The organism is Tamlana crocina, assembly GCF_012037625.1.
On sequence record NZ_JAAVJS010000018.1, the window covers coordinates 57,850 to 71,960 of the forward strand.

General features: G+C 38.3%; 13 protein-coding genes. 9 read left to right on the forward strand and 4 right to left on the reverse strand.

Features of this window, described 5'->3' with window-relative positions; genetic code table 11:
- Positions 1–8 precede the first annotated feature (8 nt).
- The 3 genes from HC176_RS12630 to HC176_RS12640 form a co-directional block, all read right to left on the reverse strand.
- Positions 9–923, reverse strand: a complete 915-nt coding sequence (locus HC176_RS12630) for a TIGR01777 family oxidoreductase (RefSeq protein ID WP_167918834.1) — start codon at positions 921–923, stop codon at positions 9–11.
- Positions 924–1,332: 409 nt separating this feature from the next.
- Positions 1,333–2,070 carry a tRNA (5-methylaminomethyl-2-thiouridine)(34)-methyltransferase MnmC2 gene (gene mnmC2 / locus HC176_RS12635; RefSeq protein WP_167918836.1) on the reverse strand — a complete coding sequence of 246 codons (738 nt, stop codon included), beginning with the start codon at positions 2,068–2,070 and terminating at the stop codon, positions 1,333–1,335.
- A 6-nt stretch (positions 2,071–2,076) separates the two neighbouring features.
- Positions 2,077–2,580 (reverse strand): DUF4920 domain-containing protein, encoded by a 504-nt coding sequence (locus HC176_RS12640; protein ID WP_167918838.1) that lies wholly within the window; start codon positions 2,578–2,580, stop codon positions 2,077–2,079.
- Between the two features lie 94 nt (positions 2,581–2,674).
- On the opposite strand from HC176_RS12640, the gene HC176_RS12645 reads away from it, so the two are divergent.
- Positions 2,675–3,745: a branched-chain amino acid aminotransferase gene (locus tag HC176_RS12645; protein ID WP_209309707.1), complete on the forward strand. Its 1,071-nt coding sequence runs from the start codon at positions 2,675–2,677 to the stop codon at positions 3,743–3,745.
- A gap of 124 nt (positions 3,746–3,869) precedes the next feature.
- Here the strand turns inward: HC176_RS12645 and HC176_RS12650 are convergent, their stop codons facing one another.
- Positions 3,870–4,256: a pyrophosphohydrolase domain-containing protein gene (locus HC176_RS12650; protein ID WP_167918840.1), complete on the reverse strand. Its 387-nt coding sequence runs from the start codon at positions 4,254–4,256 to the stop codon at positions 3,870–3,872.
- 38 nt (positions 4,257–4,294) lie between these two features.
- On the opposite strand from HC176_RS12650, the gene HC176_RS19630 reads away from it, so the two are divergent.
- The 8 genes from HC176_RS19630 (at position 4,295) to HC176_RS12685 (ending at position 14,009) form a co-directional block, all read left to right on the forward strand.
- Positions 4,295–4,480 carry a hypothetical protein gene (locus HC176_RS19630; RefSeq protein WP_209309708.1) on the forward strand — a complete coding sequence of 62 codons (186 nt, stop codon included), beginning with the start codon at positions 4,295–4,297 and terminating at the stop codon, positions 4,478–4,480.
- 246 nt (positions 4,481–4,726) lie between these two features.
- The gene (locus tag HC176_RS12655) at positions 4,727–5,395 is read left to right on the forward strand and encodes a hypothetical protein (RefSeq protein WP_167918842.1); all 669 of its coding nucleotides are present in this window, start codon (positions 4,727–4,729) and stop codon (positions 5,393–5,395) included.
- 38 nt (positions 5,396–5,433) lie between these two features.
- On the forward strand, positions 5,434–7,287 hold the full coding sequence (locus HC176_RS12660) for a tetratricopeptide repeat-containing sensor histidine kinase (RefSeq protein WP_167918844.1): 1,854 nt from the start codon (positions 5,434–5,436) through the stop codon (positions 7,285–7,287).
- A 46-nt stretch (positions 7,288–7,333) separates the two neighbouring features.
- Positions 7,334–7,957: a response regulator transcription factor gene (locus HC176_RS12665; protein WP_167918846.1), complete on the forward strand. Its 624-nt coding sequence runs from the start codon at positions 7,334–7,336 to the stop codon at positions 7,955–7,957.
- Positions 7,958–8,041: 84 nt separating this feature from the next.
- On the forward strand, positions 8,042–8,866 hold the full coding sequence (locus tag HC176_RS12670; RefSeq protein ID WP_167918848.1) for a hypothetical protein: 825 nt from the start codon (positions 8,042–8,044) through the stop codon (positions 8,864–8,866).
- A 101-nt stretch (positions 8,867–8,967) separates the two neighbouring features.
- Positions 8,968–10,359 (forward strand): T9SS type A sorting domain-containing protein, encoded by a 1,392-nt coding sequence (locus HC176_RS12675; RefSeq protein WP_167918850.1) that lies wholly within the window; start codon positions 8,968–8,970, stop codon positions 10,357–10,359.
- A 92-nt stretch (positions 10,360–10,451) separates the two neighbouring features.
- Positions 10,452–13,604, forward strand: coding sequence for an FG-GAP-like repeat-containing protein (locus HC176_RS12680; RefSeq protein WP_167918852.1), 3,153 nt, complete (start codon positions 10,452–10,454; stop codon positions 13,602–13,604).
- A gap of 105 nt (positions 13,605–13,709) precedes the next feature.
- Positions 13,710–14,009, forward strand: coding sequence for a hypothetical protein (locus tag HC176_RS12685; RefSeq protein WP_167918854.1), 300 nt, complete (start codon positions 13,710–13,712; stop codon positions 14,007–14,009).
- The last annotated feature ends 102 nt before the right edge of the window (positions 14,010–14,111 follow it).

The window sequence follows — 14,111 nt, forward strand, 5'->3', positions numbered from 1 at the left end:
AATAAGTTTTAACTCTCTGTTCCCAGTAAATCGATTAAGGCAGGTTCCAAATAATTAAACTTATAATGAAAACCTTTATCCTCAATGGTTTTTGAGCTGACGCGCTGGCTTTCAAATAATAAAATATGCATTTCGCCCAAAACCAACTTCATGAAAAATTGCGGGATATTGGGCAAAAACAAGGGCTTTTTTAAAACCTTGGCTACGGTTTTGGTAACGTCGGTATTACTTACTGTGTTAGGTGCCACGCCGTTATAAATGCCGCTTAATTGGTTTTCGGCAACGTATAGAAACATTCGTGCCAAATCTGTAATATGTATCCACGATTGCCATTGTTTTCCGCTTCCAAAAGCTGCTCCTAAACCTAATTTAATGGGTTTGGCCATTTGTGGTAAAGCACCACCTTTTTCAGAAAGCACCAAGCCAATCCTAATTTTCGAAACTTCAACACCGACTTTGGCAAAACCATCAACTGCTTTTTCCCAAATGTGCACCACTTTACCCAAAAACGTGGGACTGATTTGATTGAAAGTTTGGTCGTAATAGTTTGTTAAGGAATCGGGGTACACTCCAATGGCACTGGCCGAAACCACGTGCTTTATTTGGTGATTTTCACCTTTTAAATTATTTATTAGAAGTTCAGTGGTGTTTTTTCGGCTATTAATAATGGTCTTTTTGTAAGCAGGTGTCCATCGTTTGGCAACTGTTGCCCCCGCCAAATGGATAATTGTATCTACGCCGTCAAAACATTGGGTGTCGATGTATTCGTCCTTCGGATTCCAATAGAACCCTTTGTAGTTTTCTTGGTTCTCAATTTTGGATTTACTCGTAGTTAAATAGTGTACCTGAATATCTTTTTCATGGCATAGCTTAACTATTTCCTGTCCGATTAATCCTGTTGCCCCTGTAATTAAAATGCGCATGTTCTTTTTTTATAAAATTACAAAACGAAAGGTGCCATACTTCGATTTTAGGTTAGGTTTAACAGATTGAGTGCTGAAAATATTGATTATTAGTAAATAGAAAACAGCTTTATCATTTCGTCGCTCTCAGCATTTAGCTCCGTTTTTATTGTCTTTTTGAATCGCTGAATGTCACGCTTATTTACAAGTGCGTAACATCTAGCTCTATGAAGTTATTCTAAATCGCTGAATGCTTCGTAGCTCTCAGCATTTAACTTCTGTTTTTCCTTTTTTTTTTGAGTCGTTGAATGTCACGCTTCTTTCCGAGCGCGTAACATTTAGCTCTGTGAAGTTATTCTAAATCGCTGAATGTTTCGTTGCTCTCAGCATTTAACTTCTGTTTTTACTTTTTTTTTGGGGTCGTTGAATGTCACGCTTCTTTCCAAGCGCGTAACATTTCACGTTTTCCTGGTGGGCCGGGCAATTTTTCAACCAAAAAGCCAACGCTTTGCATGGCGCGGCGCACACTGCCTTTAGCCGCATACGTGACCAAAACACCGTTGGATTTTAATGCGCGGTACATGCGTTTAAAGATGTCTTCCGTCCATAATTCTGGCTGAACACGTGCCCCAAAAGCATCAAAATAAATTAAATCGAAGCTGGATTCATCATCAATTTCAGAAAAGAATTGTTGCCGTTTGGTCAGTGAAAAGGAGTCTGTTATAAGATGGCTTTCTTCCCAAGAAACATCATGGATTTTTTTGAAAATAGAAGCGCTATTTTCGGCTTTTAATTCTTTTGTGTAATTCAGTTTTGAAATGTCTTCGGCTGAAACAGGATAGGCTTCAATTCCTACATAGTTAATATTTTGTTGCAGCTTTTCAGCTTCCAAAAGTGTGAAAAAGGCGTTTAATCCCGTACCGAAACCTATTTCTAGAATTGAAATTCTATCTGAACCTGACTTCTCGACTTCGCTCGAAGTGACATTTTTTAATGGTTTTATAACATTTTTAGAATGGTACCTTTCGTTGCAATAAAGCAAACCATGTTTTATAAACACGTGGTAAGCCTCTTGAATAGCGCCATGTTTGGAGTGGTACTGTTCGTTCCATTCGGGGATGTAGATGGTGGTAGAACCATCGGCGGTAACTATAATTTCTCTTTTCAAAGTTGGTTAGTTTATCAATAAAACACCGTCGGCTTCAAATGAAGGAGTGCGCTTTGGTGTTGTAATTTTGGCAATTTCTTCTTCCGTTTTTCCGGCGTCTTGGGCGTAATGGCGTAATGCTTCAGCCGGAACTTCATCTACAAAAGCTTTTCCGTTTACAATAACTTGTTTTCCGGTGATGTCTTTCGGAACAAAAAATCCGTAGTCCTTAAATTTCACCATAACTTCGTTGCCGTTTTCCAAATCCAGTCGCATCCAGCAGCCTTTGGCTTGGCATACACTGTTTACTTTGGCCTTAATTTTGGAATTAATGCTGTCGCCGGTAGACATCTTTTCGTAATGTGCGGCCATGGATTTAGCAGCTATAGCATCGTCAGGAACGATGGTTTTTCCGAAGGATTTATAGTTGGTTTCTGAAATGACTTGCGGTATTTCAGGAACTTGTTCGGTTTTATTTTTGCACGATAGTAATGCGAATGCACAAAAAACGAAGACGGTTATGCGCTTCATAATATTATTATTTCAATTTTAAACGATTTATGTAAATATACCGCTTTTTTAAAAACGATTTTCTTTAAATTTGTCTCTTTAAATAACTGGACTTATGAGTACTATAATCCACGATATAGAGGTTTTGAAAGCTAAAACTTCTAAAATCAGCGAGATAGATTTCAATAATTTGAAATTCGGGCATGTTTTTTCAGATCACATGTTGGAATGCGATTTTAAGAACGGCGAATGGGAAGCTCCAAAAGTGGTGCCTTACCAACCCATTACCTTAGATCCTTCTGCCAAGATTTTCCATTACGGGCAGTCGGTTTTTGAAGGGATGAAAGCCTATAAAGATGCCGATGGAAAAGTCTGGTTATTCCGACCGCTGGATAATTTTAAACGTTTGAATATTTCCTCCAAGCGATTGGCCATTCCGGAATTGCCAGAGAACTATTTTATGGATGGTTTAAAAGCGTTGTTAAAAGTAGATGAAGATTGGATTCCTGAAAAGGAGGGCAGTTCACTTTACATCCGTCCGTTTGTATTTGCCAGCGGAAACGGATTCCATGCCTCACCGGCAGATGAGTATAAATTCATTATTTGTACGGCACCATCTGGCGCTTATTTTTCTGGTGAAGTAAAAGTACTTATTGAAGAAAAGTACTCGCGTTCGGCTAATGGAGGTGTTGGTTTTGCCAAAGCAGGAGGAAACTATGCTGGGCAATTTTACCCAACACAGTTGGCGGTTGAAAAAGGTTACCAACAAGTCATTTGGACCGATGATACCAGTCACGAATATATCGAGGAAGCTGGTGCCATGAATATTTTTGTTCGTATTGATGATACATTGGTCACGGCACCAACAAGCGATAGAATTCTTGATGGTATTACTAGAAAGAGTATTATTGAGTTGGCAAAATCTGAAAACATCCCTGTTGAAGTTAGAAAATTAAGTGTAAAAGAAGTGGTTGAAGCGGCCCAAAACGGTTCTCTTAAAGAGATGTTCGGTGCAGGTACAGCTGCGGTAATTTCGCCAATTTCTGGTTTTGGTTACAAGGATAACGATTACGAATTGCCAAAATTAACGGACGATTCGTACGCGAGTTTCCTAAAAAAACGTATTACCGATATACAGACCAATAAAGTTGAAGACCCTTTTGGGTGGCGAATGGAGGTGAAGTAAAAAAGAAGTCCTTAAGGTTCGTCCAAACGGAATAAAACAAAAAAAAAGAGAAGCGATTTCGCTTCTTTTTTTTGTTTAATAAAGACATCAGTTATGCTGAATCAATTTAAGTATGACACGATTCTTACTTATCCAAAATAGCTTCAATATTCGGTTTAAAATAATTGGGCCCTTTTAGAACTTTGCCGTCCTCACGATAAATGGGATCCCCGTTTTCTCCCAATTTACTCATGTTACTACGTTGTATTTCTTCAAAAACTTCTTCAATTTTATGTTGCAGGCCATGTTCGATAATGGTGCCGCATAAAATGTAAAGCATATCTCCCAAGGCATCGGCTACTTCAACCAAATCGTTGTTGTTGGCCGCTTCCAAATATTCTTCGTTCTCTTCACGCATCAATTTGTAACGCAACAGGTTTTTCTCCGTTCCTAAATCGGCTTTTGGGGTTTCGCGGTGCCCGATTTTAAATGCTGTATGAAATGCCTTTACGGCTTCTATTTTATTTTTCATCTATTGCTAATTCATTAAATTTGCATAAAAATAACCATATGTTCAGTAAAGGTCAAATTGTTTTCGGCGTTTTATTTTTTATTGTTTTCGCCATCATTATAGCCTACACGTATCGCAAGGATTTAAAACTCCATAAAAAGTTTTATGCCGGTAGTGTTTGGATTCTTATCGCCTTTATTGCCTTTATTCTTTTTATTTCGGCTATCAAGTTTTTCTTTAAGTAGTTAGGGGTTTTTGTTAGGTAAAGCCCTTACTTCGTCTTTATTTGCTTTTTGTCGATATTTTGAGTGGTTTTGTACGATTTTCACATAAATTAATCATAAGAAATTTTTGATTTCTTAATAATAGATTACCTCCCCAAAACCATTGTAACCATTTTGCGCCACGATTTAAATTTACCCTGTTTTGGGTATGTTTTCGCTATTTGTTTTTGGAGATATTTGTGTAATGCTAACCTAAAGCCATAAAAAATGAAAAATAAGTTAAAAGTTGTTTTACTATCACTTTTTGTGTTGAGTGTTATAGTTTCTTGCCAAAACTGCTGCAAAGCGGATATAGAAATTATTAAAAAACAGAATAAGGAAATATTAAATGCTATAAAAAAAATGGGAAACCCTTCCGAGGAGTCTGGTTCTTATGTCATAAATAATACGATCAATTATACCGAATCAGAAATATGTAAAGGCACAAATTTAGGGTCAATGGATTTTAAGCCGGTAATTACAGCCGAGTTTAATGCTGATAGTACAAGAGTATTAAATTATACCATTACGTTTATTGCTTATGAGTGTAAAATAGAATCTATTGTGTTAAAAAAATATACAATTAAAAATAATAGAAAAAACACCAAAAATATAATGAAATATAAAGTGAAGTTTGATGACTCCGAATCTTCTTATTTAGTTTCGTTTAAGCTCGATTCAACCCATTTTGATTCAAATGCGGGTGCGAAAAAAGCATTCCAAACTTTTCTGTCTAGAGAAAATGGAGAGGAGGTATTAAGGATTAAATTCAACCCAAAAGTAAACCGCAGTGATGACAGTTCTGGGGTTGCAGATAAGGGGACCGAAAGATCTGGCATAGCAACCACAACCAATGAAGCGCCCAACACTCCAGATAAATGGAGACAACCTAACTAAACCAAATAACATTGTACCTTAGGCTTTCCATATTTTTTATGCTTTTTACATGCTTTGCATTAGGGCAAGAAAATGTATTTGTTAAATTGATGGACAGTGCCCAAAAACTGTACTTAAAACAAGACTATGAAAAGGCAATAAGGTTTTTGGAGGGTGGCCTAAAAAACCATTCGTTAGTGCCTGCCGAAAAAAATAAAATCTTCATCGAGCTATTTAAAAACAGCTATTGGATCGATAAAGAAGCTTCAAAGCAGTATTTGTACAAATCAAAAAAAAACTATGCCGTTTTACCAAATTTCGACAAAGCCAATTTAGATTATTGTTTTGGCAATATCCACAGGTTGCTTAAAACACACCCCGATTCATCTATTTACTATTTTTTATCGGCATTGAAACTTTTAGATGGTAACGATTTGGCTTCTATGCAATTAAAATCTAAAGTGTATCAAAAAACAGCCATAGTATATGCGCAGATAAACAAACAGGACAAAAATTACTACTACCTGAAAAAAAACAACAACCAATTAGAGGCATTGAAAGACACGGCCAATTTAGTGTACAACCACAATAACTTAGGAACCTACTTTAGCACCACCAACCAAAAGGATTCGGCTATATTCTATTATAAAAAGGCGTTCAGCACCAACCCCAATTCCAGTATAAGCGGATCTGTTCTGCAAAATATTGGAGGCATTTATTTGGGGCAAATGAACGAAATAGACTCAGCAGAAGCCTATTTCGATAAAGCACTTAACTATAAAATAAGTAAAGAAGGCATGGCCAGTTTGTACTTTAACAAAGGCGTAATCAGTAAAATAAAAAATGATTCAGCATCAAGTGTTAAATATTACATGCAAGCCAAAAAGTACGCAGATTCTACCGGAAACATAAAAATGCAATCATTCATTTTTGAAGATTTGGCAAACTATTACGAAACACTTAAAAATTACAGAGAAGCGTTATACAACAGAAAAAAATTTGAAGTTTTGAACGATTCGCTAAACAGTATCGAGCTGTTGAAAAAAATAGAAGAATACAGTATAAAATTTGAAACAGAAAAAAAAGAACGGGAAAACTTAGAATTAAAAATAAAAGTAGAAAAAGAACAACAAAAAAGGAACATTTATCTTTCAGTGGCTTTTGCCCTTTTGGTTTTCGGCGGTACCACGGCCTTCCTCATCCAAAAGAACACCCGTAAAAAACAAAAACTGGCAGAACAGGAAAAAGCCCTCGAAACCCAAAAACTGGCCACCGTTTTAAAAGAACAGGAACTGTTAAGCATCGATGCCATGATCGAGGGACAGGAAAAAGAACGCCAGCGCATAGCCAACGATCTGCACGACGATCTGGGCGGCCTTATGGCCACTGTAAAGCTGCACTTCAATGCACTAAAAGACAAGCAAACCCCCGAACTGTACAACAAAACCACTAACCTTTTAGACGAAGCCTACCAAAAAATACGCAGCATTGCCCATGCCAAAAACTCTGGCGTTATCGCCAAACAAGGGCTGTTAAGGGCAGTACAAGATATGGCCAGCAAAATTTCGGACGCCAACCAACTGGCCATCGAGGTGATTGACCACGGACTTGAAAACCGAATGAAAAACAGTTTGGAACTTGCCATTTTTAGGATGATACAAGAACTCGTGGCCAACGTTATAAAGCACGCCAATGCCACCGAGGCCACCATACACATAACCAACCACGACGACAGCCTGAATATTATGGTTGAAGACAACGGCAAGGGCTTTAACCCCAGCCAAATAACCACAATAAACAAAGGTATGGGCTTGAGCAGTATTGATAAAAGGGTGGAATTTCTGGACGGTAAAATGACCATAGAGTCTGAAACGAACAAAGGCACCACCATAATAATTGATATACCCATTTAACGAAAATTAAGAACCATTAACAGCAAACCTGAAACTAAAAACTAAAATGATACGATTAGCCATAGCCGAAGACCACCAATCGCTCATCGATGGCATTAAGCTGCTATTGGAATACGAAGACGGTATATCCATAGTGGGCACCGCCAACGATGGCCAAGCACTGCTTGATATAGTGGGGAAGAAGCGCCCCAACGTAGTGCTTACCGATATCCGCATGCCTAAAACAGATGGCATTGAGGCCACAAGGCTAATAAAAAACCAATACCCAGAAATTTATGTTTTGGCCTTTACCATGTTCGACCAGTTGGAAGCTATCCAACAAATGATGGATGCCGGTGCCTCTGGGTACATCTTAAAAAACTCGTCGTTGGAAGAAGTGCACCAGGCCATTTTGGCGGTAGCAAAGGGCAAAACTTATTTTGATGCCAACATCAACACCAATGCACTTAATTCTGAATCGAGCAACAAAACCAAGGGCGTACTCACCAAACGGCAAATTGAAATACTCGAACTGATCGCACAAGGGAAAACCTCGCGCGAAATTGCCGATCAGTTATTTATTGGCACACACACCGTAGATACCCACCGCAAAAACATGGCACGCATTTTAGGACTTCAAGGCAAAGGCGAACTGATGCGTTATGCCCTGGAGAAAAAGTATAGGTTTTAATTCGCGTTTTTACCCTGTATTGGGTATGGTTTGGTGGTGTTTAGGTTCATAAGTTTGGTACGTAATCAATAAAATTTACGTACCATGAAAAAGCTATTATTTCTGTTGTCAATTTTTTGCTCAACGACTTCTTTCTGCCAAAAGGAAAAGGCAACGTATCAATTTCTTGCACCGGTTTACAATGATGACCAATCAGTACAATTTAAAAAAGGGCATAACGTATATGTTACTGATGTTGATAGTTTAGATTCAAAAAGTGTGTCTTTTGTTTATTACAAATTTGTGGGAAGTGGGAAGAAAGTAGAATTGTTGAATAACATGTTCTTCTATGACACTCAGAAACAAGCCGAAATTGAAAAGACACAAAATGATGGATCGAAAAATAGGGGAGATAGTGAAATTGGGTTTATTAAAACCCATAGATTACCATTAAACAAGTTTAAAGATTTAACCGCAGAAGTTTATACTAGGTTTAAAGGGGTGTCTGCTGGAGTCTTTACTGTTCCGTTTAAAATAAGGATGGACGATTTTGATTTTGAACAGAATGTGAATATAGGTATGAATCTAAGTTTTCCAATAAGAACAGACCGGCTAAAGTTCGATAAAGACCTAATCACCCCTACTGTTGGAATAGGGCTGGCAACTGTAAATCTTAACCCTAAAAACAGCAACTTGGAAACTTCAGATAACGAAGAAGCTAATAGGACAGCTAGTGCCTTTAGTTGTTCTGTTGGCTTAATGTACCAGTTTACAAATTCCATAAATATAGGTTTTCAATACGGAGTAGATTTTCTCGGAAACAACGACAAAGATGTTAATTGGAAATATGATAAAAAACCGTGGCTGGGCATAGGAATCAATATTGGTGTTTCGCTATCTGAAAATAAAAATGCGAATCCCAACAACTAAGAAGTTCTACAGTACAATAAATATCCTCAATAATGGGGATGTTTTTATGTTAAGTAGTTCTATAACTTCGAAAAAGCTATTAATCAATAAAATATCAAGTTATGAAACCAATACTACTTTTTATCATTTTTTCTGTTACCGTTCATTTCAACCTAAATGCCCAGATAATATGGCAGAACACCATAGGGGGAAATTCGTTTGATCATATTGAAGATGTGATCCCTACCTCAGATGGAGGCTTTATGCTCATCGGAAGCTCAGAATCCGGCATTTCAGGAGATAAATCCGAGGCCAGTAAAGGAGCGGCAGACTACTGGATTGTAAAAACCAACAGCAGCGGCGTTGTGCAGTGGGATAAAACCTATGGAGGAAGTGGTGACGACTATGCCGTAACCGCCATTGAAACAGCCGACGGTAGTTTTGTTATTCTGGGCGATTCCGATTCCGATATATCTGGAGACAAATCTGAAAACTCCAGAGGTTTTACCGATGTTTGGGTTGTAAAAACCAATGGTTCAGGCTCGAAAACCTGGGATAAAACACTAGGAGGAGATGCCGATGAAGAAACCACCGTTATTGAGCTGACGGCCGACGGCGGATATATACTCGGGGTAATTGCCGAATCGGGCATTTCGGGCGATAAAACCATAAATACAAGCAATAATGAAGACTATTGGGTAATTAAAATAAATGCCAGCAATACTATAGATTGGCAAAAAACCTATGGAGGCACTTCAGAAGCCATAAGCATTTTAACTGTTCTGATGCCTACCGATGATGGTGGATACATTTTGGCCGGAGATTCCGATTCTAACATCGGGGGAGACAAAACCGAAAACAGTAAAGGAGAGAGCGATTTATGGGTGTTGAAGATTAACAGCACGGGCACTATAGAATGGCAGAGCACCTTGGGAGGCGATAGTTTTGAGTACGAGCCCAGTGGATTTAAAAAGGCCGGTGGCGGCTATGTGTTCGCTTGTACAAGTTCATCCAATATTTCAGGGGATAAAACCGAAAGCAGTAACGGAGACGATATTTGGTTGGTAGAGCTTGACAGCAACGGCAATCTGGTGGGCGAAAAAACTTTTGGTACAGGATCAGACGAGTTTCCCCAACAAGTATTGTCAACCAGCGACGGCCATTTTATAATAGTCAGCGATGTTGACGAGGCATCTGGCGACAATACCGAAGCCCCAAATGGCGATTCTGATTATTGGCTTTTTAAAGTGAACAATAGTACACTTTCTTTGGAAGAAAATAAATTTATGCAGCATAGGGTAAGCGTATTTCCAAATCCAACTTCAGGGAATGTTAACATCAAAACCAACCAAAAAATAGAAGGGATTGAAATTTTTGATGTAACAGGAAAGTTGATTTCCACACCAAAGCCAATCAACAACACGGCAAACATTTCCCACCTGCCCCAAGGGCTGTATGTTTTAAGAATCCATTCAAAAAACGAAGTTGTAAACCAACGGATGGTAAAAAAGTAACCAAACCCTAAAATACCCAATATTGGCGATGTTTTGGTATTGGGTGTTTAGGTAAATTAAAATGCGATTAATTAATCTTAAAATCTCTTATTATGAAACGGTTATTACTTTCATTCATTTTTATTGCCCCTTTACTTATCAATGCCCAATTTTATTTTCAAGAAATTCAAAACTCGGGTGTACCACCGGTAGGTCAAGGGGCTACCGATATGGCGGATGTTGATGGCGATGGCGATTTAGATCTATTCGTAACTGGAAACAATTTGGGAGTTTATATCGCAAAGCTTTACCTAAATGACGGAAATGGCATTTTTTCCGAAAGTGCCTCCAACGTTTTTAAAGGGGCTTCAGTAAGTACTGCACACTTTTTTGACGCTGATAATGATAATGATATGGATATAATTTATATGGGAGTTAACAATACCTATAGTAGAGTAGCAAAACTTTATCTGAATGATGGAAATGGCGGTTTTACAGAAGACACACAAAATGCGTTTACGGGAATGAGCAGGGGAGACATTACCACAGGAGACATTGACGGAGACAACGACGTCGACCTTTTGCTAAGTGGAGAAATTGGCGCAACGGGACTTACCAACCTATATTTAAACAACGGAAGCGGTATATTCACCCTAGCCATCACCCCTTTTCCAAATGTTTCGGTAAGCAATTGTAAATTCCATGATATAGACCACGATAACGATCTGGATTTTTTTATTACAGGTTACGATGGTAACGAATATATATCAAAATACTTTTTCAATAATGGTTCAGGTACGTTTACTGAACAGCCTTACCATCAATTTGCCCAAGGGAACGGTGGTTTTTTGTTCTTGGATGTTGACAATGATTTTGATGACGACATTATAATAACTGGAGCCAATAACGGTACAAACGTAAAAAGTGCCACGTTGTTTTTAAACCGCAATGATGCCCCTGGGTACTTTACTTATAAAGAAACCAACTTTGAGGGATTGGCCAATGGGTCTATTGATGCTGCCGACCTTAATAAAGATGGCTTTTTAGATGTGATTTTTACTGGGATAAATACATTTAATGAACCTAAAACAAATTTGTATTTTGGTGGACCAGATGCTACTTTTAACCTTGCCGAAGATCATTCTTTTATTGGGGGTTACTATTCAAAAATTAAACTCTTGGGTGATATTGACAATGATGGTGATGACGATTTATTTCTTTTTGGAGTCGACCTCGATGCAAGCGTGTATGGAAAGGTTTATAGAAACGTAAAACTTGATGTTGAAAATCACCCCGATTACAACACCTTGGTAGTCCTGTACAATGCCCTAAACGGCTCTAATTGGTTTGACAGCACCAACTGGCTGGATACCACAAAACCGCTGTCCAGTTGGTACGGCATTACCGAAACCAATGGCAGGGTAACGGGTATTGACCTTGGTTCACAAAATAATGTTTCGGGTACCATACCTCCAGAAATTGCAAACTTGACAGAATTGCAAGATTTTTGGATCCAAGACGCCTATATAGCAGGAGAGATTCCTCCTAGTATAGGTAATTTAATCAAACTAAGGCAACTGGTTTTGTATTATACCTACGGACTAACAGGAAACATTCCAACTTCCATTCAAAATTGTGCAAATCTGGAGTGGCTGTATTTAGGAGGTAACCAACTTGAAGGCCAGATTCCAGATTTGACACACTTAAATAACTTGACCGATATTGACATAAATAACAACAAGTTTCAATTTGGAGATTTTGAAAACGAGTTTGCCACCTACTTTAGCAATGTGCCGCAGTTTTATTATGCCCCACAACGCAAAGTTAGCCCAGATGTGGAAGCTGTTTTGGACATAGGCCAAACCGAAACTTTAAATGTTTCAGTAAGCGGGAGCCAAAACAGTTACGATTGGTACCGCATTAATGCAGATGGTAGCGATGGCGGTTATGTATCCAGCGGGCCATCGCTAAATGTAACCATTAACACGGCCGATGACTATAAGTGGTACTACTACTATGAGGCAACAAGCGGCATAGTTGCAGGCTTAACACTCCGTAGCGGGTTTTTCCATTTTACCGAACCGCCAACCACAAGCGCCGATTACAATGCCCTGGTAGCTTTGTACAACAGTACCAACGGCGATAGCTGGACCAACAACACCAATTGGCTTGATGCCACAAAACCATTAAATACTTGGTATGGTATCTACAATGTTGTAAATAATAGAGTGGTTGACCTGAATATTGGCAACAACAATTTAACGGGCAGTATACCCGCAGAAATTGGCAACTTAACCGAGTTGACCTATTTAAGCCTTTGGGGCAACGAACTAACAGGAAACATCCCTCCAGAAATTGGCAATCTTACTAAGCTCACGTATTTGGATTTAGCGCCAAATAACTTTTCTGGAAGTATCCCCACAGAAATTGGCAACTTGGTAAACCTAGAAACGCTTTGGCTTAACCAAAGTGGTTTATCTGGAAGCATACCGGCTTCTTTAGCTAATTTAACAAAACTCAAACACTTACACTTGCATAGTTCCATTGGCCCGGGTTGGGGCGATAATACCAGTGCCTATTCCGGAGATTTTCCAGATTTGACCGCATTGCCTTTGGAATTACTTCATATATACAACAATTATTTTGAATTCACTGATATTGCCGATGAATTGGAAACCTATAAAGCCAATATTCCCGATTTTCAATTTAGTCCACAATTTACCCAAGATTTACCCGAAGACACTAACATTGGCGTAGGAAGCGACATTACACTAACTGTAACCGATGTGCCAATAGCATCAAAAGGGATGAAAACCAAAACAGTTTTGGCCCAGAACACTTATCAATGGTTTAAAGATAATGTGGCAATAACCGAAAACGGTAATTCTGATACCTATGTAATCAACAATGCCCAAACTTCTGATAGCGGCATTTATCATTGCGAAATTACAAATACAGATACCCCAGATTTTGTAATTAGAAGAGCATTTATAACCCTAAACGTGGGCACATTGGGCACGGAAGAACAGCAATTGGAGCAGTTGCGTATTTATCCTAACCCAACAACATCTGTATTGAACATAAAATTAAAAGGCCAAAACAATGCCCATGTAGCCATTTTTGATACGAGCGGAAAAGAGGTTTTTAAAAAACAGATAGCAACCCAATGGGGCGTTTTTAATATTGAAAGTTTAAATACGGGAGTGTACATGCTACAAGTAAAAACAAACGGAAAAACCATAAAAAAGCGCATTGTAAAAAAGTGATGGAATAAAGGCTGTTTTAACTCAAAAATCCCCACTATCGGGGATTTTTTGCATTGGTACATATAGCTAAATTTATCAAGCTATTAATCCATAAAAACAAAAATTATGAAAACTATTAAAAAAACCTTGGCACTATTATGCATTCTAACGTTTCTTTTATCGTGCGAGAAAAAAGAAGATCCAGTAGTTGTAAACGAAACATCAACCATTCCAACAACCAATTTAGGAAGGGAAAACACTTATCTGGGGTGTATGGAAATATCGACTAGGGAAACAACCATAGAAGTTTGGGACCACGGGCAGATAGACAACGATATTGTTTCTATTATTGCCAATGGCGAGGTTATTGTTGATCAACAGGTGCTTGACGGGCCATTTAACGGCAGTATCTCACTAAGTGTGTAAAGTTTAAATATCGAGGGTTGCAACCCTCGATATTTTTTTTTGTTTAATTTTAAATTTTATACACTTATGAAGAAAGAAGATTTTCTGAACGATGATTTTTTA

Coding starts and splice junctions, on each gene's coding strand:
- HC176_RS12650 (WP_167918840.1), bottom strand. CDS start 4,256: ATGAAAAATAAAATAGAAGCCGTAAAGGCATTTCATACAGCATTTAAA.
- HC176_RS12675 (WP_167918850.1), top strand. CDS start 8,968: ATGAAACCAATACTACTTTTTATCATTTTTTCTGTTACCGTTCATTTC.
- HC176_RS12685 (WP_167918854.1), top strand. CDS start 13,710: ATGAAAACTATTAAAAAAACCTTGGCACTATTATGCATTCTAACGTTT.
- HC176_RS12680 (WP_167918852.1), top strand. CDS start 10,452: ATGAAACGGTTATTACTTTCATTCATTTTTATTGCCCCTTTACTTATC.
- HC176_RS12645 (WP_209309707.1), top strand. CDS start 2,675: ATGAGTACTATAATCCACGATATAGAGGTTTTGAAAGCTAAAACTTCT.
- HC176_RS12655 (WP_167918842.1), top strand. CDS start 4,727: ATGAAAAATAAGTTAAAAGTTGTTTTACTATCACTTTTTGTGTTGAGT.
- HC176_RS12670 (WP_167918848.1), top strand. CDS start 8,042: ATGAAAAAGCTATTATTTCTGTTGTCAATTTTTTGCTCAACGACTTCT.
- HC176_RS12660 (WP_167918844.1), top strand. CDS start 5,434: ATGCTTTTTACATGCTTTGCATTAGGGCAAGAAAATGTATTTGTTAAA.
- HC176_RS12640 (WP_167918838.1), bottom strand. CDS start 2,580: ATGAAGCGCATAACCGTCTTCGTTTTTTGTGCATTCGCATTACTATCG.
- HC176_RS12630 (WP_167918834.1), bottom strand. CDS start 923: ATGCGCATTTTAATTACAGGGGCAACAGGATTAATCGGACAGGAAATA.
- HC176_RS19630 (WP_209309708.1), top strand. CDS start 4,295: ATGTTCAGTAAAGGTCAAATTGTTTTCGGCGTTTTATTTTTTATTGTT.
- HC176_RS12665 (WP_167918846.1), top strand. CDS start 7,334: ATGATACGATTAGCCATAGCCGAAGACCACCAATCGCTCATCGATGGC.